Raw genomic sequence first — 22,390 nt, 5'->3', positions numbered from 1 at the left:
CGACAAGCTGCCATCACAACGCGTCACCGCCAACATCGGTCTTCGCCTCGAGAGCCGCGTCTACGCCAGCGGCGCGGACACTCCGGCGCTCGGAGTGGACCTCGCTCAGCCCATTAGCCGATCGTCAATCGGCGACGCGTCCGGGGCTGTTCCGTAGGGCACACCCCTGCGGGACGGGAGGACCTCATGCGCCGGTCGCCGCCGCGATCGTTCGTCTCGTCGCCGGTGACCGTTCCGCTTGCGGACTTGTCGCTCGTGGGTCTCGGGCGGGTCGGAGGCGGACTCGGTACGCCTCACCTTCGGGTGGCCGGGCTACTGGCGCCGACCTAGTAGCCGGCGAAGCAGGCGCGTGCGGCGCTCTCGACGTAGCCGCCGATCACGCTCATAGGGGTATTCAAAGCCAACACACAACTGGCGAGCCCGGGCGAGCTCGTGCACAAGCACCTGTTCGTGACCGTCCCGCTTGAAGGTGACTTCTGGGAAGTCGTTAGGGCCTCCGAGCGGATGAACCTCATCTTCGTTGCCCGTTTGGATCCCGATAGTTCGCCAGCTCACTGTTTCGGGTTCCAGGCTGAGTCGTGTCGTGATGGCGCCACAGCCCAGGTCGCCGCACTCGGGACAGACGTACAGGGAGACCCGGCCGTCGGGCAGGTCGCCCGGAGCCTGGCCGAGCAGCCGCTCGATTGCGGCGACGGTTTCGACGGGCCACGCGTCCTGGATGACGCCAACATAGTCGGGGGGCTGCGGGAAGTAAGCGGCCAACGTCTCGAAGAGGCGATCACCATTGGCTGTGAAGTCCAGATACGTTACGGGGGTTTGCCTCAGCCCGTCTTTGCGCAGGGACGTCGTGGCAGCGCCGGGCAGGTTCAATTCCCGCTCGGCGGGCGCTACGTCAAACATGGCCAGTCCCACACCGCAATGGTGTCAGATCCCGCTGGGGCGCGCTCTTGGGCTTGCCGGTGATCAGCGCTTGCCAAGCGGAGGCCCCCGCTGAGGATGACCTCCTCGACTCAGTCACCCATGGCGGAGCACGTCCTGCCGGAGGACGAATCCAACGAGCGCTCCCCACATCGGCGACCTCGCAACGACGGTGGCGAGCACCTCTGGGACCGGGATGCCAGCATCTCGCGCACGCACCATCAACTGCGCCTCGTCGGTGAACCAGGGCGTCTCTTGCCGCGCTATCCGGGCGATCACCGCGCGACCGCCGGAGAGCTCCACCCGGTACGTCTCGTTCATGCCCCCGCTCGGGAGAGGGAGGAGACGTTCGACGCCGCGACCGCATACCGACGCCACCACCGATTCAATGACGGGCCGAGGCGTGCTCACCATCATGGTCAGTCTCTACGACAAGCAGTGGCGGCATGGACCCTCCCGAGAACCTCGCGCGACTCGTCGTCGATGGTGGTGAGCTCCTGGCACGGCTGCACAGCCTCGAGCCGGGCGCGGGCATCCGCCACGACCTGCGACTGCCTGAGGAGCGCGCTATCGCTCGGGCTCGAGGCATCGTCCGAGACGAGATGGGCCCGGGAGCGGCCGCGCTCATCGAACGAGGTGCTGACTTCCTGTGCCATGTGGTGACGACCTGTCCCGCTTCGGCCAGGGCCTTCACGCACGGAGACTTCCTGCCTAAGCATCTCTTGATCAGCGATGAGGCGATCGGGGGCGTCATCGACTGGGAGTTCGCGGGCCGTGCGTCGCGAGCGTTCGACCTTGCGCGTTGGGAGGTGTCCGCCGGCGACAACCTGCATGACCGCTCGGATCTCCTCCTGCGTGGATACGCGCGAGTAGCCGATCTCCCGTCCGGTGATGCCGGTTTGGTGCCGGCCTTCGCGGTCGCCTGGGCGTTGGAGGTTCTCAGCTGGCAGACCCCCGCCTCTCCAGCACAGTTCCGCCGGTGCATCGAGGTGATCGCCCGCCATGCCGAGGCTTGATAGGTCGACCGGCCGTCGATGCCACGGTCAGTACTCGAGCACCCGGGGCATCGGAGCGCCTCATTGGGTGTCTCCAAACCGAGTCTCCTTCCGCTGCGCTGGACCGACCCAGATCCGACCGGCTCGTGCCGGTCGTCGATTCCAGTATGCGGATCCTGTTACGGAGCGGAGCCGGGCCGGCTCTGCCCTGTAGGCGTGCGGTCTCCCGGAGCGTTCTGAGCGGGTGCTCACCGGTACCCCGACAAGGCTCGCGTGTTCCTGGGCGATGTCCCAGAAGGCGTCCAGCTCGTCCTCGTCGGTGATGACCGTGGCTCACCCCCCGCACGCGATGCACGTGAGAATGAGACACGGCGCGGCGCGTGGCGCAGCGCGACAAGGCCGTGCTCACACATCCGCCAGGCGACTGCCCCAAGGGCAACCTGCGCTCGGCTCCCATCGGTCAACACGCGCTCGCTTCGACACTGGTCCTTCGATGCTCCCCTGAGTCCAGGCAGCTTCGGAACCTTGCGTCGATCTGCTGGCTCAGCAGGGCAGCAGTCGTCGTGCTCCTCCCACGCTGAAACTTCATCCCAGAGATCGCACACGTCTTGCACGTGGTCGGCTTCTGTGGCGCCCGTGTCCCGATAGTGGCCCATGGCGGCGTATACGGGGTGTCCGCGCCGATACCCGGTGGCCCGGACCATGGCCGAATGGGAGTGGTGGGTGTGACGGTATCGATCCGCAAGATGAGCTTGGGCGCGGGCTACCGGTACCTGATGTCCAGCGTTGCCCGCGGTGACGTGACCGGCCCGGCCGGGACGGCTTTGACTCGCTACTACGCGGCGTCGGGAACCCCGCCGGGCCGGTTCCTGGGCGCGGGCCTGGCCGGGCTGGGCGACGGAGTCGGGGTAGGTCCTGGCACCGAGGTCTCCGAGGAGCACTTGTTCCGGATGTTGGGGATGTTGCAGGACCCGGTGACCGGCGCGCCGTTGGGCCGGGCGCCGCGACGGGCAGGCAGCGCGCGGATGGACGGGGCCGGCCGGACGCGTGCCCCGGCCCGGCCGGTCGCCGGGTTCGACTTGACGTTCAGCGCGCCCAAGAGCGTCAGCGTCGCCTGGGCGTTGGGCGACGCTCGGACGCAGGCAGTGGTGTATGAGGCGCACCTGCGAGCGGTGCAGCAGGTGATCTCCTACGCGGAGAGCGCGGGCATCTTCTCCTCCCGCTCGGGGAACGCCGGGGTGGTGCACGAGGAGGTGCGGGGTGTGGTGGCGGCCGGCTTCGACCACTGGGACTCGCGGGCGGGGGATCCGCAGCTGCACACCCACGTGGTGGTGATGAACCGGGCCCAGTGCGCCGACGGGACCTGGCGCACCCTGGACGGGCGGGTGCTGTTCGCCGGCACGGTGGCGCTCTCCGAGCTGTACAACGGGGTGCTGTCGGACTACCTGACCCAGGCGCTGGGGTGGGGCTGGGAACCGGTGACTCGCGCCCAATCGGCGGTGCCGAAGTACGAGGTCGCCGGGGTGAGCCCGGCGTTGCAGACCGAGTTCTCCCGTCGGTCGGGGGCGATCGAGGCGGCCAAGGACGCCCTGGTCGAGGCGTTCGTGGCCGCACACGGCTACCAGCCGTCGGCTCGGCAGGTCCTCAAGCTGCGCCAGCAGGCCACGCTCGCGACCCGCCCGGACAAGCAGCAGCACGTTCTGGCGGAACAGATGGACAGCTGGCGGAGCCGTGCCGGGGCCCACCTGAGCGGCGCGGACCCGGCCGGGTGGGTCCGCGCGCTGGAGGACCGCAACACCCTGCCGCTGCTCACCTCCACGGCCCTGGATGACGCCACCTTGGGTGATGTCGCGGCGATCGCGGTGCGCGTGGTGGCGGGCCAGCGGGCGACCTTCACCCGGTTGAACGTGCTGGCCGAGGTGACGCGCCAGCTGCACGGCGCCCGGTTCAGCGACCCGGCCGAGCGGGTCACCGTGATCGATCGGACTACCGGTATGGCGTTGGGACTGGTGGTGTCGATCAGTGCGCCGCAGCTGGCGCACACCCCGGCGCTGCTGCGCCGCCAGGACGGCTCGTCCCGGTTCCGGTTCCCCCACCTGGAGACCTACACCACCCAGTCGACCCTGGACGCGGAAGCCCGGCTGGTCGACGCCGGCCGATGCCTGCAGGGCCCCGCCGTCCCCGCACAAGTCGCGGCCGCCTGCGCCTCGCCCGAGTCGGATCTGTCGGCGGAGCAGGCGCGGGTGGTGGGCGACGTGGCGGGCTCGGGGCGGGTGCTGGACGTGCTGGTCGGCGCGGCGGGCACCGGCAAGTCCACCACGATGGCCGGGCTGCGGCGGGTCTGGGAAGCCCACCACGGGCCCGGGTCGGTCGTCGGCCTGGCCCCGTCCGCGGCCGCGGCCGAGGTGTTGTCCGAGGCGGTCGGGCTCCCGACCGAGAACACGGTCAAGTGGCTGACCGAGCACGCCCGCAACCCCGAGCGATGCGAGCAGATCCGGGCGCTGCAGGCCAAGTTGTGGCGGGCCAGCCCGTCGTTGGCCACCAGGATGCGGCGGGATCGGCTGGCGGCCCTGATCGGCGAGTACCGGGCGTGGTCCCTGGCGCCGGGGCAGCTGCTCATCGTGGACGAAGCCTCGATGGCCGGCACCGCCGAGCTGGACGCCCTCACCGCGCACGCCCGAGAGGCGGGCGCGAAGGTGCTGCTGGTCGGCGACCCCGCCCAGCTCTCACCCGTGAGCGCCGGGGGAGCGTTCGCCCTGCTGGTCCACGACCGCGGCCGCGAGGCTCCACGCCTGACCCAGGTGCACCGGTTCACCCGGGACTGGGAACGCGCCGCGTCCCTGCGACTGCGAGACGGGGACATCGACGCCGTGGACGCCTACACCGCCGCCGGCCGGGTCACCGGCGGCGAGCGGGAGGCCATGCTCGACACCCTGTTCGCCGGGTGGCGCGCCGACGTCGCCGCCGGCCGGCGGTCGCTGATGATCGCCGACGACAACACCACCGTTGCCGACCTGAACACCCGCGCCCAAACCGAACGCCGCACCGCCACCAGCCACGAGGGGTCGCGCCGGGCGGGGCTGGCGGACGGCTCCACCGCCACCGTCGGGGACCTGGTGGTCACCCGCCGCAACGACCGGACCCTGGCCACCGGGCAGGGGTGGGTCAAGAACGGCGACACCTGGACCGTCACCGCCATCGACACCTCCGGCGCCGTCACCGTCCAGCGCGCCGGCCGTGGCGGGGCCACCACCCTGCCCGTGCACTACGTGCGTGAGCACCTCGAGCTCGGCTACGCCACCACCGCCCACCGCGCCCAAGGCCGCACCGTCGACACCGCCCACGCCTACATCACCGCCGACACCCGGCGAGAACCGTTGTACGTCATGGCCACCCGCGGCCGCGACGCCAACCGCCTCTACGTCGAGACCACCCGGGACACCGACCCCGACACCGCGCACCTGGCCACGCGCAGCTTCGGGGAGGCGGCCGACGTGCTGCGCCACGTCGTGGCCACCACCGGCGTCGACCAGTCCGCCACGGCGACCATCGCCGAACAATGGGCCGAGGCCCATTCCGTGACCCGGCAGTCGGCCGAATACGTCACCATCGCCCGCGCCGCCGAACACCACGACAACATCGCTGATCCTGATGTGGAGCGCGCGCTGGCCGACCGCGCCGAGCTCATCCGACAAGCCGCTGGTGCTCGACGCCGTAGCCACGACGTTGCCGAACGCCGCACGCCCACCCACGAGCCGCCCTCCCGCCACCCCACCGGACCCGAGCTCTGAGCGATGCCGGCTGGGTCAGGCACCGGCGCCGGTTGACTATTCAGAACCTGTTCTGAATACTGGTGAGCATGAGCGCGCCAGTAGTCTCCCGTACGGTCCAGTCCTCCGAGCTGTCCCGCAACTCAGCTTCGGTGTTCAAGGCGGTCGAGGAAGGTCCGGTCACCATCACTCGGCGCGACGGTGAGGCCCTCGTGCTGGCCAAGGCGAGCGACGTGGCCCGGCAGCGCGCCGGGCTCGAGCTTGCCGCCCAGCTCGTTGCGGCGTCACTGGCGCCTACCGACGTTCCCTTCGTGGATCGGCTCCGAGGCCCGTTCCCCTGGCTGGAGTTCCTCCGCTCCTCGGACCGGGACGCCTTCGCCCAGGAGGTTGTCGACGTTGCCCGGGCCTGTGCTGCGGTGTCCCAGTTCGATCGGCTGCTGATCACCCTCAGGAGGTGGCAGTCGACCGCCGAGGCGATCGCCGCCGGCTATACGGCCGACGACGACCTCGACTGGCTTGAGGACCCCACGCCGATCGCCGACCCGCGCACTGCGTGAGCAAGGCGCAGTCGGTTCCTCGACCGCGCAAGAAGGCCGAGTACCAGATCGCGTTCGCGACGCGGCAGGCCGAGAAGGGCTGGCGCGACCTGCTCGGCACCACTCGAAATGCCGTGGTCGATGCGTGGGACTCCCTGACCAGGACCCCTCGTGAGGAGTCCGAGCGCAACCACCGGTTGAAGGGCGAGCTCGCGACCGTCACTCACAGCGGCAAGACGTATGAGCGATGGCAGTACGAGTTGCCAGGCGGCGCTCGCATCTGGTTCTACGTCTCCGGGCAGGTCGTCCACCTCATCGACGTGCACACCCACCACCCCAACGAGACGAAGTGAGATTCGGCCAAGGCGCCGGGCGTCGAGGGCTGCCGGTGTCCGGGAGCGCGGGCTATTCGCGGGCAAAGATGGCCATGCGCGACGTCCGGGCAGGTCAGAGGGCCGCATCCTGCGGAGGCTACTGCCGGTTCATGAGGTGAAGTGCCTCTCGGCACCAACCGACCAAGTAAGCGAAGGCCAGGCCACGCTGGTGGTAGAGGTGCTCGCTGTCGGCGACCTCGTGGTAGGCGGAGTGCTCGTCTCGGCCGGCCTGCGTCAGCGCCAACGGCAGCAGCCAGGTGTACTTCACACAGGAGGCGACCACGCCCAGGCGCACCTGGCGCTGGTCACCGCGCCAGCCGGCCTCGCGCAGGCCGCCCAGGTACGCCTCGAAGCATGCGGCCTCCAGGGTGGCCAGCTCCTGCGCCGGCCAGAGCAAGTCGAACACGGCATCGGGGAGATGGTTGCCCAGGTCCTCACCGAGAGCGCCATCACCGACGAAGGCCCAGTCCAGCAGTACCACGTCGCCACCAGGACGGCGGATCTGGTTGCTGACCCAGACGTCGAGGTGGCTGCGGGTACGCGGCAGGTACTCCATCACCCGCAGCAACTGCTCGCGGTGAGCCATCAGCTGGGCCCATCCTTCGCGCAGACCGGCGGGCCAGGTGCGTCGGATCAACGGCTGGTCCCAGGCGGCGTCGTCGTGCAGCACCTGCCAAGGGACAGGCCTGCTGGCCGAGTAGGCACGGAGAAAGCCCTCGGAAGTCCAGGGCGTGAGGAGAGGGCCGGCGGCCTGCCAGCGGCCTAGTCCAGCAGCCACCGCCGTGTGGTCGGCCAGGCTGAACGCGGTGCCGGGCTTGCCAGTGACATCCTCAAGCCACAGGTCCGCCTCAGCGGCACGCTCCTCGACATCGGCAGCGGGTATGTCGAGCCCGGTTCCAGCCAGGCTGCTCCGGAGCACGGCGCCGCGGTAGGCGTCGACCTCCCGCCGCCAATAGTTCCAGTGCCGCGGATCCTGGGAAGCTGCCCAGGCGCCCCCGGAGTCGACCGAGGGTGCCCGCAGCCGCTTGTGGACCAGCGTGGAGCCGTCTGCCAGGGTGACCCGCTCCACCACGTCGGTGACAGCGTTCTGCGAGTTGTGCCGCAGCACCCTACGGCGGACGACACCACGAGGCACCCGGTCATCCTGCCACCCATGGGCCGCCTCCCGCAGTTCGCCACCGAGCTCATGCGCCGGTCCTCCCGTCGACCCCCTCACGAAGCAAGTCGAGGTGTCCGCAATGCCGGGCATACTCGGTGGTCATCCGGAGCACCAGCCAGCGCAGGTCCACGTCTTCGTGCCAGTCAAGCGGTCGCGCAAGGTCGTCGAGAGCATGAGCCGCGACGATTTCGCGGGAGACCGCACATTCGGTACGCCAGGCCTCCAGGTCGGCGGCGAAGTCGGCGTCCGCGGGCAGGTCGAAGTCGAGGTCGGGGTTGTCTGCGGCGAAGAAGCGGAACGGCACGTTGCGGCGCTCGAAGTTCTGCTGGAACCACCAGCGCTCTACGCCGGCCAGGTGTCGGACCAGTCCGTGAAGCGACATGGTGGACGGCGGCATCGACCGAGCTCGGGCCTGCTGAGGGGCCAGGCCGCGGCACTTCATCTCCACCGTCGCCCGGTAGTACTCCAGGTATGCCGCCAGCGCCTCGCGCTCGCCGGCCACGCGCGGGATGCGCGGGCGGTCGTCGTCGGCCCAGACGGGCGAGAAGGCCTCATCAGTCAGGTTGGACTCCGGGCCGGCATCACCCTCTGCGGGGTGTTCGCTCATACGCAGCACTCTGCCATCCGCGCCGGACGCGGACCGCCGCCTGAACGTGGTCGCTCGAGGTGTCGCAGACTGATCGGCATGAACGACTGGTACTGCAACCCCGCGGCGCGCGGTTGGTCGTCGAAACAGGCGGCACCGGCGGCGCGATCCTTCCATGTCTCGCTGCCGGGGTATGCGCCCACACCGCTGGTCGAGCTCCCGACCGTGGCGACGGAGCTCGGCGTGGGGCGACTTCTGGTCAAGGACGAGTCGGCACGGCTGGGTCTGCCGGCGTTCAAGGTGCTCGGCGCCTCGTGGGCCTGCAAGCAGGTTCTGGACCGCAAGCCCGGGGCGGTCCTGGTGACGGCCACCGACGGCAACCACGGCCGGGCGGTGGCCCGCATGGCCACGCACTTCGGGACCACCGCGACGGTATTCGTTCCACACGTCATGCAGGAGGAGGCCGCGGGCCGCATCGTCGCCGAAGGCGCACGGGTCGTCCGGGTCGACGGGGACTACGACCAGACCGTGCGTGCCGCCGCCGAGCATGCGACTGCGGACGAGCACCGGGCGTTGGTGCAGGACACCGCGTGGCCCGGCTACGAGGACGTGCCGGCGTGGATCGTGGAGGGCTACGAGACCTTGGTGGCCGAGGTGGATGAGGCGCTCGGGTGCGCGCCGGACCTGGTCGTGGTGCCGGTGGGTGTCGGCTCGCTGGCACAGGCGGTGGTCGCCCACTACCGCCGGCCAGGAGTCGCTCATCCGTCGGTCCTCTCGGTGGAACCGGACACCGCTGCGTGCCTCCTGACCAGCCTCGCGCACGGTGCGCCCACCAGCGTCGCAACGGGCGCCACCGTCATGGCCGGCCTGAACTGCGGCACCGTCTCGAGCAGCGCCTGGCCGGTGCTGCAGCGCGGGTGCGATGCCGCCGTGGCCGTCACCGACGACGATGCGTTGCAGGCCTCCTCGGACCTGAAGTCGCTCGACGTGTCCTCCGGAGCCTGCGGCGCCGCCACCCTCGCCGGCGCCCGCGCCGTCCTCCTCGACTCGCGGCGCCGTGCCGACCTCGACGTGCCCGACGACGCCGTCGTCGTGCTCCTCAGCACGGAGGGACTGCAGTCCACCAACGCCGCCCCCGCGCGCACCTCGGACCCGGACTGTTGGACCGAGGCAGGGACCAAGGACCCTCGACAGGACCGCGCGGCCCCGGCACAGTGACCGCCATGGGCCCTGAGACCAACACCGTCCCCGGGGAAGACCTCGAGTCTGCGACCGCCGCGTGAGGCGGGCCGATCTCGATCAGCTCCAACGGCTGTTCGCCGGCCTCCCGGGCGTGCCACGTGTGGTGGTCAGTGGGAACGCCGCCACACCGTGGGAGGCGGTCGCCGCGCTGGACCGCTCCCTCCCGGCATACCGCTTGTGGATGCTCAATGCCGCGAGCGGTGTACCCGACCGACCAGGGGTGATCGCTGAGACCCCCTTCGTGGGCGTGGGGATGCGCCGGCACAGCGCGCTCGACTACCTCCCCAGCCGCTTGTCGATGGTCCCGCTGCTCTTTTCGACCGTGCGACCCCCGGATGTCGTCGTCGTGCACTGTGCTCCGGCGCGGGGTGGGTTGCTGAGCCTGGGGACGGAGGTCAACGTGCTGCCGGCCGCCATCGAGGCGTGCCGTGCCCGCGCCGGTCTGGTGGTAGCGGTCGTGAACCGCCAGATGCCCTACACCTTTGGCGATGCCCAGCTCGACGAGTCCCTCGTGGACGTGGTGGTGGAGGTCGACGTCCCACTGCCCACCCCTGCGGCGGCGCCTGTGCCCGATGACGCAAGCCAGGCGGTGGCCGAACACGTTGCCGGCCTGGTCCACGACGGAGCGACGCTGCAGATGGGCATCGGCGCCGTGCCCGATGCAGCCGTCGGCCAACTCGCGTCGCGCCATGGCCTGCGGATCTGGACGGAGATGTTCTCCGACGGGCTGCTCACGCTGGAGCGGTCCGGCTCGCTCGACGCCGACCATCCGGTCATCGCCTCGTTCTGCTTCGGTTCGGCTGAGTTGTACGACCATGTCAACCTCAACCCTGCGATCAGGATGTTGCGCACCGAGAAGACCAACAGCCCCTCCCTGATCGCTGCGAATCCCGCCATGACGAGCATCAACACCGCCCTCGAGGTGGATCTCTACGGCCAGGCCAACGCCTCCCGTGTGCGGGGCCGGATCCACTCCGGCTACGGCGGCCAGACCGACTTCATCGTCGGCGCGCTCCACTCGGGAGGCGGGCAGGCGCTGCTGGCGCTGCGTAGCTGGCACCCCAGAGCGGATGTCTCGACCATCGTGGCGTTCCTCGACGAGCCGGTCACCTCCTTCCAACCCAGCGCCGTCGTGACCGAGCACGGTGTGGCGCCGCTGTTCGGCAACGACCAGCTCGCCCAGGCGCGGAACCTGATCGAGCAGACGGCCCATCCCCGGGTGCGGGACGAGCTGTGGGAGGAGGCCCGCGTCCTGGGCCTCGGCGGTCAGTGACGAAGTGGGGCAAGGGACTTCTGGCCCTGTCCGAGCGGGCCGTTCCGGGCGAGGCTTGCCTCGGGCACAGCACAGACCCCGGAGGCAGCGCCATGACCACCATCGTTCGACATCCACAGGTGCGCCACGACCGGCGCCGGCCCGCGGGGCCGCCTGACGCACACTCGGGGCTGACGTGTGACGGTTCGCCGCTCCAGTTGCGACCGGCCCGGGCGGAGGACCGCCAGGCGATCGAGGCGCTGTTCGAGCGGATGTCGCCACGCTCGTTGCGCCAGCGGTTCCTCACCGCCTCCATGGTGTCCGCGAGGGAGTACGTCGCGGACCTCGATGACCCGGGTCGGACGCTGGACGCCGCGTTGGTCGTGTGGCGAGGCGAGGTCGTGGCGGTGGGCTCGACCCACCGGGTGTCCCAGACCGCTGCCGAGGTCGCGCTCGCGATCGACGACGCACACCAGCGCCACGGTCTCGGCACGCTGGTGCTGGGCGACCTGGTGGCCCGCGCACGGGCACGTGGACTGCTGGAGCTGGTCGCCCTGACGCTGGCGAGCAACGACCCGATGCTCCGGGTGTTCGACCACATGGGGCTCCCGATGCGGGTCGACTCCGCCGACGGGACCTGCGCGGTCACCCTCCAGCTCGACGAGCAGGCTGGACCGGCTCGGCCGGCCGCTGGCCGTGCGTCGCTGACCGACGGTCTTGCCTTGCAGCCGTTCCTGCGACCACGCTCGGTGGCCGTCGTCGGTGCCGGCGTGCAACGCGACGGAGTGGGCCGGCAGGTCGTGCAGCGTTTGCAGCACTCCGACTTCGCGGGCCGGGTCTACGTGGTCAACCCGTCCGGGGAGGTCGTCGGCCGCACGGCGAGCTTTCGCGCCGTCGCCGACCTGCCCGAGGCCGTCGACCTGGCCGTGATCGCGGTCCCGGGCGACGCGGTCACGACGGCCGTGCGAGAGGCCACCGCGGCGGGGTCCAGAGCGGTCGCCGTCCTGGGCGGCGGACCCTCCGCGGATCCGGACACGGTCCGGGGGGAGGACCTGCGGGCCAGCTGCCGCGCAGCGGGTGCGCGATTCCTCGGTCCCGACATCATCGGACTGGTCAACACCGACCCGCGGGTCCGGCTCGATGCAAGTTTCCTGCACCCATCGCCGGCCCCGGGTCCGGTCTGCGTGGTCGCTGACTCCTGGGCGCTCACCACGGCGATCGTCGCTCGGCTGGGCATGAGTGGGACCGGAGTCTCCACGGTGGTGAACCTCGGCGGCGCCCGAGGCGAGATCAGCGCCGTCGACGCGCTGTCCTTCGCGGCCGCTGACCCCCGCACGTCGCTCGCGGTGGTGTGTGTGGGGGACGAAGGCGAGCTGGCGGCATACCGGCCTCGTGAGCGACCAGGCAGTCGAGGCGTGTTGCCCGTGCTCCTGCTGACCACCACCGGGTCAGCGACAGATCCCTCGGACGAGGAGGATCCGGGCCTTGCCGCAGGAGTCGTCCGCGTCGGGTCGTTGACCGAGCTTGTCGACACTGCCGACCTGCTGGCCAAGGCGGGTCACCCCGCCGGTCGCCGAGTGGCAGTGCTGGGCAACGCCAGCGGCTCCGGCCGGTTGGCGCTGCAGGCCGTGACCCGGCACGGGCTCCTGCCGGCCGACCTGTCGCAGCACGCCGATCGGCGGCTGAGCACGGTCCTGCCCCCGGGCGCTTCGGTCGGCCCGGCGGTCGACGCGACCTCCGCGGCCACCATCGACCACCTGCGGAAGGCCCTGATGGCGGTGGCGGAGGACCCGGGCGTCGACGCCGTCGTCGCGCAGATCACCGCGCTGCCCCATCTGCAGGCCTGCGAGATCGGCCACCTGCTCGACGAGGTCGCCCAGGTCAACCCGAGCACCAGCATCGTCTCGGCGGTGCAGGACACGGTCTGCACCGGTCCCCAGCGCGTGCCCACGATTCCCGACCCGGAGCGTGCCGTGGCTGCACTGGCCCACGCGCTGGAGGTGCGCGTCGCCGGGTGCCGTCGGGGGACCACCCACCCGCGCGCGGTCCCGCGTCGCTGAACAGCGGGTATGCCGTGACCCCACCGCGCCGGTAGGGTCGCCGTCGTGAGCAACCGCACCGTCATCACGTTCGGGACCTTCGACGTGCTCCACGTCGGGCACGTCCGGGTCCTCAAGCGAGCCGCAGCGCTCGGCGACCGGCTCGTCGTCGGAGTCTCGGCCGATGCGCTGAACCTGAAGAAGAAGAACCGCGCCCCGGTGTTCACCCAGGACGAGCGCATGGAGATCGTGGGTGCGCTCGCCGTCGTGGACGAGGTCTTCGTCGAGGAGAGCCTCGAGCTCAAGCGCGACTACATCGAGAAGTACGCCGCGGACGTGCTCGTCATGGGCGACGACTGGAAGGGCAAGTTCGACTTCGTCAGCGACCTGTGCGAGGTGGTCTACCTGCCCCGCACGCCGTCGGTCTCGACGACCGGACTCATCGAGCACATCGCCGGCAGCGCCTGACCCCTGCCGGGGCCGTTCAGGCGTGCGCCCGACGCAGGTCGCGGGAGAGGTCGGCCGCCGCACGCAGTAGCTGTGGGACGGCACGCTGCACGAACGCGTCGGAGATCCGCGTGGCCGGCCCGGAGACCGACATGGCCACCCGGAAGGGCGCCTCCGGCACGGCCACACCGACGCACCGCACCCCGACCTCCTGCTCCCCGTTGTCCATGGCGTAACCGTCACGACGGACCCTGTCGAGCTCCTCGAACATCGCGTCCGGCGTCGTGATCGTGTGCTCGGTCTGCGCCAGCATCCCCGCCCTGTCGAGCAGGGTGCGCACCTGGTCGGCGGATTCCCTCGCGAGCATGGCCTTGCCGACGGCCGTGCAGTGCGCGGGGACCTGTCGGCCGACCTCGGTGAACATCCGCATGCTGTGGCGCGACGGCACCTGGCCGACGTAGACGACCCGATCGCCCTCCAGCATGGCCAGGTTCGCGCTCTCGCCGAGTTCGTCGACGAGGCGCGCAAGGTGCGGCCGTGCCCAGGTCCCGAGGGCGAGTGACGAGGTCTCGCCCAGACGGATGAGCCCGGGGCCGAGGACGTACTGCCGCGACGGTTCCTGCCGGACGTAGCCGAGCTCGACGAACGTGCGCAGCAGCCGGTGGATGGTGGGCAGCGGCAACCGCACGGCGTCCGACAGATCGGTCAGCGAGATGGCGCCACCTGCGTCCACCATCGCCTCGAGGACGGCAAACGCGCGCTCGACGGACTGGATCCTGCCGCTTGTGCCGGGACGAACGCCCTGCACCTTTCCCCGAGGGACCGTGCCCATGCCAGCTGCCTCTCGTGTCCGCCGGGCTCCGGAGAGCCTGAACTGCCACCTCGCAAACCGTTGACGCAAGAACGGGAGCGGTCCTACAGTCAACCGGAAAACAGAAGAACACTTCCACGATATGGAAATACGGGTGAGTTTGTCCAGATGACCGAGCCGAAGGACGTCACAGTCACCGTCGACCTCTCCGACGCGGATCGCGAGATCCTCACTCCGGACGCGTTGGAGCTGCTGGCCGACCTGCACCGCACCTTCGAGGCGCGGCGGCAGGAGCTGCTCGCCGCGCGGGAGAGCCGGTATGCCGAGCTGGCCGCCGGCGGCACGCTGGACTTCCTCCCGGAGACGCGCGAGATCCGGGAGGGCGACTGGCAGGTGGCGCCGCCCGCGCCGGGACTGGTCGACCGCCGGGTGGAGATCACCGGCCCGACTGATCGCAAGATGACCATCAACGCGCTGAACTCCGGCGCCAAGGTCTGGCTCGCCGACTTCGAGGACGCGTCGACTCCCTTGTGGCGCAACGTCATCGACGGCCAACGCAACCTTCGGGACGCCTTGGACCGGCAGATCGACTTCACCAGTGAGGAGGGCAAGACCTACGCCCTCGGAGACGAGCTGGCGACCATCGTGGCCCGGCCGCGCGGTTGGCACCTGCCCGAGAAGCACATCCTGGTCGACGGTCAACCGATGTCGGGCAGCCTGGTCGACTTCGGGCTCTACCTGTTCCACTGCGGCCAGCGCCAGCTCGACGCCGGCAAGGGACCCTACTTCTACCTACCGAAGATGGAGAGCCACAAAGAGGCCCGGCTCTGGAACGACGTCTTCGTCCGCGCCCAGGACCGGCTCGGCATGCCGCAGGGCACCATCCGGGCCACCGTGCTGATCGAGACCTACCCCGCGGCCTTCGAGATGGAGGAGATCCTCTACGAGCTGCGCGACCACAGCGCGGGGCTCAACGCCGGGCGGTGGGACTACATCTTCAGCGTGATCAAGAAGTTCCGCACCCGCGGTCGAGACTTCCTGCTGCCCGACCGGGCCCAGGTCACCATGACCGTGCCCTTCATGCGCAGCTACACCGAGCTGCTCGTCTCCACCTGTCACCGCCGCGGCGCCCACGCCATCGGCGGCATGGCCGCCTTCATCCCGAGCCGCCGCGACGCCGAGGTCAACAAGGTCGCGATGGCCAAGGTGACCGAGGACAAGGAGCGCGAGGCGAGCGACGGCTTCGACGGGTCCTGGGTGGCCCACCCCGACCTCGTGCCGATCTGCCGCAAGGCCTTCGACGCCGTGCTGGGAGATCGGCCCAACCAGCTCGACCGGCTGCGTGACGACGTGCACGTGACCGCAGCCGAGCTGCTGGACGTGGCAGCGACGCCGGGCAGCGTCACGGAAGCGGGTCTGCGGGCCAACATCAGCGTCGGCATCCAGTACCTCGCCTCATGGTTGAGGGGGACCGGTGCGGTGGCGATCTTCAACCTGATGGAGGACGCCGCCACGGCGGAGATCTCGCGCTCGCAGGTGTGGCAGTGGCTCCACAACGACGTCGAGCTGGAGGACGGGGAGACGGTGACCCGGGAACTGGTGCACCGCATCGTGGACGAGGAGATCGCCAAGCTGCCCGGTGACGCGGCAGACTACGCGGACGCGAAGGCGACCTTCCTCGACGTCGCCGTCTCCGACGACTTCGAGGAGTTCCTCACCCTGCCGGCCTACGAACGGATGCCCTGACCCGATGGACGCGAGAGGCCTGGCCGACCAGCTGCGGCCCCTGCTGGGTGACGACGCCGTCATCACCGACCACCAGCGGCTGCGCACCTACGAGTGCGATGGGCTCGCCCACTACAAGGTGACCCCGGCGCTCGTCGTGCTGGCCGAGACGACCGCCCAGATCGCGGCGTGCGTCAAGGCCTGCGCGCAGGCCGGCGTGCCGTTCGTGGCTCGGGGCTCTGGCACGGGCCTGTCCGGCGGCGCACTGCCCCACGCCGATGGGGTCCTGATCGTCACCTCGCGGATGCGGCAGATCCTCGAGATCGACCGGGACAGCCAGCGCGCCGTCGTCGAACCGGGCGTGATCAACCTGCACCTGAGCCAGGCCACGCAGCCGCAGGGCTACTACTACGCGCCCGATCCCTCCAGCCAGCAGGTCTGCTCGATCGGCGGCAACGTGGCCGAGAACTCCGGTGGGGCGCACTGCCTCAAGTACGGCTTCACCACCAACCACGTCACCGGGTTGGAGCTGGTCACCCCGGCGGGCGAGGTCGTGGAGATCGGCGGCAAGGCGCCGGACCCGCCCGGATACGACCTGCTCGGCGCCCTCGTCGGTTCCGAGGGGACCCTCGGGATCGCCACCCGGGTCACGGTGCGGCTGACCCGCTCGCCCGAGTCCGTGCGGACGCTGCTGGCGGCGTTCCCGCACACCGACCAGGCCGGGGGAGCGGTCTCGGCGATCATCGGCGCGGGCGTGATCCCGGCGGCCATCGAGATGATGGACGCGCTGGCGATCGAGGCCGCCGAGGCCGCGGTGCACTGCGACTACCCGGCCGGTGCCGGTGCGGTGCTGGTCGTCGAGCTCGACGGCCCCACGCCGGAGGTCGAGCACGTCTTCGAGCAGGTCGAGCGGTTCTGCCGCGAGCACGACGCCTTCGAGATCCGGATCGCCCGCGACGACGCCGAGCGCGCGCTGTTCTGGAAGGGGCGCAAGTCCGCCTTCGCCGCCGTCGGCCGGATCAGCCCCGACTACATCGTCCAGGACGGGGTGATCCCGCGCACCTCGCTGCCGGAGGTGCTGCGCGCCATCGAGGCCATCGGCGTCGACAAGGGGGTCCGGGTGGCGAACGTCTTCCACGCCGGCGACGGCAACCTGCACCCACTGGTGCTCTTCGACGACGCCAACCCCGGCGAGGCCGAGCGAGCCGAGGAGGCCTCCGGCGCGATCCTCGACCTGTGCATCCAGCACGGTGGCTCCATCACGGGCGAGCACGGAGTCGGTTCGGACAAGGCCAAGTTCATGCCCCGGATGTTCTCCGACGACGACCTCGACACCATGCAGCTGGTCCGGTGCGCCTTCGACCCGGATTCGATCTCCAACCCTGGCAAGGTGTTTCCGACCCCTCGCCTGTGCGGTGAGGTGCCGGGCAGGCACAAGGGAGCCCACCCGCTCGCCGAGGCCGGCGTGGCGGAGGTCTTCTGATGGGCGATCCGCTGGCCCAGCTCGAGGACGACTGCGGCGGCCACGCCGCCGAGGCCGACTCGTCGGATGCCGTCGACGGCGTGGCCGCGCAGTGGGTGGCCCGTCCCGCCGACGAGGCCGAGACCGCTGCCGTGCTGCGCACCTGTGCCGAGGGCGGCCTCGCCGTCGTGACCAGGGGCGCGGGCACCAAGCTGGGGTGGGGCCTGCCGCCGCGCCGCGTGGACGTCGTGCTCGACACCACACGGATGGATCGACTGGTGGAGCACGCCGCCGGCGACCTCGTGGTGGTGGCGGGCGCCGGGCGGCGACTGGGCCAGGTGCAGGCGGACCTGGCCGAGGCCGGCCAGCGGCTCTCGATCGACCCACCCCAAGACGGCACGATCGGCGGCACGATCGCCAGCGCGGCCACCGGACCGATCCGCTTGGCGCACGGCGCAGTCCGTGACCTGGTCATCGGGGCCACCTTCGTGCTCGCCGACGGCACCGTCGCACACTCCGGCGGCAAGGTCGTCAAGAACGTCGCGGGCTACGACGTCGCCAAGCTGCTCACCGGCTCCCTCGGCACCCTCGCGGTCATCACGCAGGCGGCCTTCCGGCTCCACCCCGAGCCACACGCCCGAGCCTGGGTGACCGCGCCGGTCACCGGCGGCGACGAGGCACACCGCCTGACGCAGGCGGCGGTCCACTCCCAGACCATGCCGGCGGCCCTCGAGCTCGACCTGGCCACCCCGCGCGAGGGCACCCTCTGCGTCCAGCTCGAAGGTGTCGGGCCCGGCGTCGAGCAGCGGGCCGCGACGATGTGTGGGCTGCTCGGCCCGCAGGCCGAGAGGTTCACCGAGCCGCCGCCGTGGTGGGGCCACGAGCCCTTCACGGCGGGCGACGTCGAGCTGCGCCTCACCCACGAGCTCGGCGCGTTGGACACCCTCCTGCAGGCCCTCGAATCGGGCCAGGACGCCACGGGTCTGGCCGTGCGGCTGCGTGGCAGCGTCGGGGTGGGTTCGGTGCTCGCGGGCGTCGACGCCTCGGCGGATCCGGGCGCGGTGGCGGCCCTCGTCGGCGAACTGCGCGGCCGCGCAGCGGACTTCGGCGGCAGCGTCGTGGTGCGCGACGCGCCGCGGGCCGTCAAGGAGGCGGTCGACGTGTGGGGCCCGGTGTCGGGCCTCGCCCTGATGCGCAGCGTGAAGGACCGGTTCGACCCCGGGGCCCGCTTGTCCCCGGGACGATTCGTCGGAGGGATCTGATGGTGCAGCAGGGCAAACCCCCAGTGGCCTCGACCGCCGGCACGCTCGGCAGCGACGGCCCGTTGCGGATCGAGACGGCGCCCGCCGGCGAACCGGCCTTCGACGACCACCGGCCGCCGTCAGCGGCGATCGTCGGTGACTGCGTGCACTGCGGGTTCTGCCTGCCCTCCTGCCCGACCTACACCCTCTGGGGCGAGGAGATGGACTCCCCCCGAGGCCGGATCTACCTGATGAACGAGGGCCTTCAGGGCGAGCCGATGACCCCCGCCATGGTGCAGCACTACGACGCCTGTCTGGGCTGCATGGCCTGTGTCACCGCGTGTCCGTCGGGCGTGCAGTACGACAAGCTGATCGAGGCCACGCGGGCACAGGTCGAGCGTCGGCACCGCCGGTCGGCGAAGGAGCGGGCCCTGCGCAGCGCCATCTTCGCGCTCTTTCCCTACCCCAGGCGGCTCCACCTGCTGCGGGGACCGTTGCGGTTGCACCAGCGCTCGGGCCTGTCGAGGTTCCTGCGCAAACACGGCGTCCTGCAACGCATCTCGCCGTCCCTGGAGGCCATGGAGTCCTTGGCGCCCAGACTCGGCCGAGCCGCACCCGTGCCGGAGCGCACGCCCGCACAGGGCGTGCGCCGCGGCACCGTCGGCCTGCTGCTCGGCTGCGTCCAGCGCGAGTTCTTTCCCGGCGTCAACGCGGCCACCGCACGGGTGCTCTCCGCCGAGGGCTTCGAGGTGCTCGCCCCGGCGGCCCAGGGGTGCTGCGGGGCCCTGTCGGCGCACAACGGCCGGGAGCCGGAGGCGCAGCGCTTCGCGCGGGCGCTGATCGACACCTTCAGCCAGCACGGGGTCGAGCACGTCATCGTCAACTCGGCCGGCTGCGGCTCCTCCATGAAGGAGTATGCCGACCTGCTGGCCGACGACCCCCAGTACGCCGAGCGGGCAGCCCAGTTCGCCGACAAGGTCCGTGACGTGGCGGAGTTCCTCGCCGAGGTGCCCCCGGTCGCCGAGCGCCACCCGCTACCGGTCGAGATCGCCTACCACGACGCCTGCCACCTCGCCCACGCCCAAGGGGTCCGGACCCAGCCGCGGCAGCTGCTGCACGGCATACCGGGTCTCACGCTGCGGGAGATCGCGGAGGGTGACCTGTGCTGCGGGTCTGCGGGCGTCTACAACCTGCTCCAGCCGCAGGCTGCGCGAGAGCTCGGGGATCGCAAGGCGGCCAACGTGCAGCGCACCGGCGCTGCGTTGCTGGTCACGGCCAATCCGGGGTGCCTGATGCAGGTCGCCTCGTCGCTCGAGCGTCGGGGCGCCTCCATCGCCCTCGCGCACACCGTCGAGGTGCTCGATGCCTCGATCCGCGGTGCCTCCCCGGGATCGCTCGGGGTCGAACCCGCACCGCGGGACACCACCGCCGTTCCGCCACCGCAGTAACCGCAGTTCCGCCACCGCAGTAACGGACTACCGAAGAGGTGACAGATGTACCGTCCGGTTCTCGATGCCGTGGGAGGGTCGCTCCTGCTGACCGCCCTGACGGCCATGCTTCCCCTGCTGGCCCTGTTCGTCATGCTCGGGGTCTTTCGCGTCACCGCATGGAAGGCCGCCATCGTCTCGTTGGTGGTGTCGATCGTGGTGGCCATCCTCGCCTACTCGATGCCCGCCGGGCAGGCCGTGATGTCCGGCGTCGAGGGCGCCGTGTTCGGGTTCTTCCCGATCCTGTGGATCGTCATCAACGCGATCTGGATCTACAACATGACCGTCGTCACCGGTCACTTCGACGTGTTGCGACGGTCGTTCGCCAAGGTCAGTGACGACCAACGCATCCAGGCGGTCATCGTCGCCTTCTGCTTCGGAGCGCTGCTCGAGGCCCTGGCCGGCTTCGGCACCCCGGTGGCGATCACCAGCGTGATGCTGATCGCCCTCGGGTTCCGACCCCTCAAGGCCGCGGTGGTGGCCCTCGTCGCCAACACGGCTCCGGTGGCGTTCGGCGCGCTCGCGGTGCCGATCACGACCCTCTCGTCGGTCAGCAACATCCCGCAGGACACGTTGGGAGCGATCGTCGGCCGGCAGACCCCGGTCCTGGCCCTGTTCGTGCCGATGGCGCTCGTCTTCATCATCGACAAGGGCAAGGGCGTGCGAGCGACCCTGCCGGCCACCGTGGTCTGCGGGATCTCCTTCGCGCTCGCGCAGTTCGTCACGTCCAACTACCTGTCGGTGCAGCTGTCGGACATCGTGGCGTCGCTGTTCAGCGCAGCCTGCGTGGTGCTCCTGATGCGCGTCTGGACACCGAGCGCCGCCTTCGTGGACACCTCCGAGGAGGAGGTGGCGGTCACGTCCGCGGGGACCGCACTGGGCGCCGGCTCGGGCGCGACGGTCCGGACCGACGAGCCGGTCGGCGACAACCTGGGTCTGGACGACATCCAGGCGCGCGACGCCGCCGCCCACGACAGCCCGGCCGAGGTGGCCAGGGCCTACGCGCCATACCTGGTGATCATCGCGGTCTTCGTCATCACCCAGCTGCCAGGGGTCAAGGACCTCTTCGACGCACCGACGGTGAAGTTCCAGTGGCCCGGCCTCGACCTGGCGACGCCGACCGGCGACCCGTCCACGATCCCCACCTTCAAGTTCAACTGGCTGGGTGCCGCCGGCACGCTGCTGATCATCTCCGGCCTGATCTCCATGCCGATCATCGGGATCTCACCGGCCAGGGCGTTCAGGGCCTACCTCGACACCTACAAGCAGCTGGTCGGTGCGATCGTGACCGTCATGGCGGTCCTGGGCCTCGCCTACGTGATGAATGCCTCGGGTGAGACCGCCTCGCTCGGCGCCTGGATGGCCGGGGCCGGTGCGGCCTTCGCCGTGATCTCCCCGATCCTCGGGTGGCTGGGTGTCGCGGTGACCGGCTCGGACACCTCCTCCAACTCACTGTTCGGAGCACTGCAGGTGCAGGCCGCCCACAAGACCGGGCTCAGCCCTGCGCTGATGGCCGCCGCGAACTCCTCCGGGGGTGTCCTCGGCAAGATGGTCTCGCCGCAGAACCTGGCCATCGCCGCGGCGGCGGTCGGGATGTCCGGGCGGGAGGGCGACGTCTTCCGCAAGGTGCTCAAGTGGAGCCTGCTCTTCCTGGCGTTCATGTGCGTGCTGGTCTACCTGCAGACCACGCCCGTGCTGTCCTGGATGCTCGCCGGCACCGGCGGCTGAGCCGATTTCTCGTCGAGGCCACGGACCGTGTAGCCTCGTCGCTGCACCGCTGCGCACCACGTCCGTGCGCGCGTGCAGGCCCCTATAGCTCAGTCGGTAGAGCGTCTCCATGGTAAGGAGAAGGTCAACGGTTCGATTCCGTTTGGGGGCTCGGTCCCGTGCCACCCCGGTGGCCGGATTCCCTTGGCGGGGTAGCTCAGATGGTTAGAGCGCACGACTCATAATCGTGAGGTCGCGGGATCGATGCCCGCCCCCGCTACTGGCCGTGATCTCGCCCGATTTCCCCGATCGGGTGCTGGTCGCGTAGCCTTGCGTGTCGTTGCGTGCTCACGTCGTGCAGCGCCATCGCCGAGAGTTGTGTCGCAGATCCGTGAGTTACCCCAGTTTCGAGAGCAGGTTGCCCCGTGGCCAGCAAGAGCGCCGACGTCCGCCCCAAGATCACCATGGCTTGCGTGGAGTGCAAGAACCGCAACTACATCACCAAGAAGAACCGGCGCAACAACCCGGATCGCCTGGACATGATGAAGTTCTGCCCCAACTGCGGCAAGCACACCACCCACCGCGAGACCCGCTGAGCCCACGGTTTCGCGTCCGCTGACGCACCACGCCCGACCGTCC

At 70.4% G+C, this 22,390-nt stretch carries 19 protein-coding genes and 2 tRNA genes; 16 read left to right on the top strand and 5 right to left on the bottom strand.

What is annotated here, in order from left to right:
* Window positions 1-312: 312 nt before the first annotated feature.
* Both FCN22_RS05950 and FCN22_RS05945 read right to left on the bottom strand, forming a co-directional pair.
* Complete coding sequence (locus FCN22_RS05950; RefSeq protein ID WP_137120625.1) at window positions 313-912, bottom strand: hypothetical protein; 600 nt, start codon at window positions 910-912, stop codon at window positions 313-315.
* Window positions 913-1,014: 102 nt separating this feature from the next.
* The gene (locus FCN22_RS05945; RefSeq protein ID WP_202911429.1) at window positions 1,015-1,335 is read right to left on the bottom strand and encodes a phosphotransferase; all 321 of its coding nucleotides are present in this window, start codon (window positions 1,333-1,335) and stop codon (window positions 1,015-1,017) included.
* A 29-nt stretch (window positions 1,336-1,364) separates the two neighbouring features.
* On the opposite strand from FCN22_RS05945, the gene FCN22_RS05940 reads away from it, so the two are divergent.
* The 4 genes from FCN22_RS05940 (at window position 1,365) to FCN22_RS05925 (ending at window position 6,572) form a co-directional block, all read left to right on the top strand.
* Entirely contained in the window at window positions 1,365-1,934 is a 570-nt protein-coding gene (locus FCN22_RS05940; protein ID WP_137120624.1) for a phosphotransferase, read from the top strand.
* 704 nt (window positions 1,935-2,638) lie between these two features.
* Window positions 2,639-5,704 (top strand): MobF family relaxase, encoded by a 3,066-nt coding sequence (gene mobF / locus FCN22_RS05935; RefSeq protein WP_162308142.1) that lies wholly within the window; start codon window positions 2,639-2,641, stop codon window positions 5,702-5,704.
* Between the two features lie 68 nt (window positions 5,705-5,772).
* Window positions 5,773-6,240, top strand: a complete 468-nt coding sequence (locus FCN22_RS05930) for a type II toxin-antitoxin system Phd/YefM family antitoxin (protein WP_137120622.1) — start codon at window positions 5,773-5,775, stop codon at window positions 6,238-6,240.
* Entirely contained in the window at window positions 6,237-6,572 is a 336-nt protein-coding gene (locus tag FCN22_RS05925; protein WP_137120621.1) for a hypothetical protein, read from the top strand. Before FCN22_RS05930 ends, FCN22_RS05925 begins: the two co-directional genes overlap by 4 nt.
* A 118-nt stretch (window positions 6,573-6,690) precedes the next feature.
* Here FCN22_RS05925 and FCN22_RS05920 read toward each other — a convergent pair whose 3' ends face one another.
* On the bottom strand, window positions 6,691-7,728 hold the full coding sequence (locus FCN22_RS05920; RefSeq protein WP_137120620.1) for an aminoglycoside phosphotransferase family protein: 1,038 nt from the start codon (window positions 7,726-7,728) through the stop codon (window positions 6,691-6,693).
* A gap of 49 nt (window positions 7,729-7,777) precedes the next feature.
* Window positions 7,778-8,359: a DinB family protein gene (locus FCN22_RS05915; RefSeq protein WP_137120619.1), complete on the bottom strand. Its 582-nt coding sequence runs from the start codon at window positions 8,357-8,359 to the stop codon at window positions 7,778-7,780.
* Between the two features lie 78 nt (window positions 8,360-8,437).
* Here FCN22_RS05915 and FCN22_RS05910 point away from each other — a divergent pair, with 78 nt between their 5' ends.
* The 4 genes from FCN22_RS05910 (at window position 8,438) to FCN22_RS05895 (ending at window position 13,339) form a co-directional block, all read left to right on the top strand.
* Window positions 8,438-9,556, top strand: coding sequence for a pyridoxal-phosphate dependent enzyme (locus tag FCN22_RS05910; RefSeq protein ID WP_137120618.1), 1,119 nt, complete (start codon window positions 8,438-8,440; stop codon window positions 9,554-9,556).
* A gap of 61 nt (window positions 9,557-9,617) precedes the next feature.
* Window positions 9,618-10,853 carry an acetyl-CoA hydrolase/transferase family protein gene (locus FCN22_RS05905; protein WP_202911428.1) on the top strand — a complete coding sequence of 412 codons (1,236 nt, stop codon included), beginning with the start codon at window positions 9,618-9,620 and terminating at the stop codon, window positions 10,851-10,853.
* A 92-nt stretch (window positions 10,854-10,945) separates the two neighbouring features.
* Entirely contained in the window at window positions 10,946-12,892 is a 1,947-nt protein-coding gene (locus tag FCN22_RS05900) for a GNAT family N-acetyltransferase (RefSeq protein WP_137120617.1), read from the top strand.
* Between the two features lie 45 nt (window positions 12,893-12,937).
* Window positions 12,938-13,339, top strand: coding sequence for an FAD synthase family protein (locus FCN22_RS05895; protein WP_137120616.1), 402 nt, complete (start codon window positions 12,938-12,940; stop codon window positions 13,337-13,339).
* A 16-nt stretch (window positions 13,340-13,355) separates the two neighbouring features.
* On the opposite strand, the gene FCN22_RS05890 is transcribed toward FCN22_RS05895, so the two are convergent.
* Window positions 13,356-14,150: an IclR family transcriptional regulator gene (locus tag FCN22_RS05890; RefSeq protein WP_137120615.1), complete on the bottom strand. Its 795-nt coding sequence runs from the start codon at window positions 14,148-14,150 to the stop codon at window positions 13,356-13,358.
* Window positions 14,151-14,297: 147 nt separating this feature from the next.
* Between FCN22_RS05890 and aceB the strand changes: the two genes are divergently transcribed.
* The 8 genes from aceB to rpmG all read left to right on the top strand — a co-directional run bounded on the left by aceB (window position 14,298) and on the right by rpmG (window position 22,347).
* Complete coding sequence (aceB, locus tag FCN22_RS05885; protein WP_137120614.1) at window positions 14,298-15,875, top strand: malate synthase A; 1,578 nt, start codon at window positions 14,298-14,300, stop codon at window positions 15,873-15,875.
* 4 nt (window positions 15,876-15,879) lie between these two features.
* On the top strand, window positions 15,880-17,337 hold the full coding sequence (locus FCN22_RS05880) for an FAD-linked oxidase C-terminal domain-containing protein (protein WP_137120613.1): 1,458 nt from the start codon (window positions 15,880-15,882) through the stop codon (window positions 17,335-17,337).
* Window positions 17,337-18,578, top strand: a complete 1,242-nt coding sequence (locus FCN22_RS05875) for an FAD-binding oxidoreductase (protein ID WP_137120612.1) — start codon at window positions 17,337-17,339, stop codon at window positions 18,576-18,578. Before FCN22_RS05880 ends, FCN22_RS05875 begins: the two co-directional genes overlap by 1 nt.
* Window positions 18,578-20,005, top strand: coding sequence for a (Fe-S)-binding protein (locus FCN22_RS05870; RefSeq protein ID WP_137120611.1), 1,428 nt, complete (start codon window positions 18,578-18,580; stop codon window positions 20,003-20,005). Before FCN22_RS05875 ends, FCN22_RS05870 begins: the two co-directional genes overlap by 1 nt.
* 45 nt (window positions 20,006-20,050) lie before the next feature.
* Window positions 20,051-21,772, top strand: a complete 1,722-nt coding sequence (locus tag FCN22_RS05865; protein ID WP_137120610.1) for an L-lactate permease — start codon at window positions 20,051-20,053, stop codon at window positions 21,770-21,772.
* A gap of 78 nt (window positions 21,773-21,850) precedes the next feature.
* Window positions 21,851-21,923, top strand: a tRNA-Thr gene (locus tag FCN22_RS05860).
* Between the two features lie 34 nt (window positions 21,924-21,957).
* Window positions 21,958-22,031: transfer RNA gene (locus FCN22_RS05855), tRNA-Met, on the top strand.
* Between the two features lie 145 nt (window positions 22,032-22,176).
* Complete coding sequence (rpmG, locus tag FCN22_RS05850) at window positions 22,177-22,347, top strand: 50S ribosomal protein L33 (protein ID WP_137120609.1); 171 nt, start codon at window positions 22,177-22,179, stop codon at window positions 22,345-22,347.
* The last annotated feature ends 43 nt before the right edge of the window (window positions 22,348-22,390 follow it).

Source organism: Segeticoccus rhizosphaerae (genome assembly GCF_005222685.1).
Taxonomy (GTDB): Bacteria; Actinomycetota; Actinomycetes; order Actinomycetales; family Dermatophilaceae; genus Segeticoccus; species Segeticoccus rhizosphaerae.
This window is presented reverse-complemented; position numbering and strand designations above follow the sequence as displayed.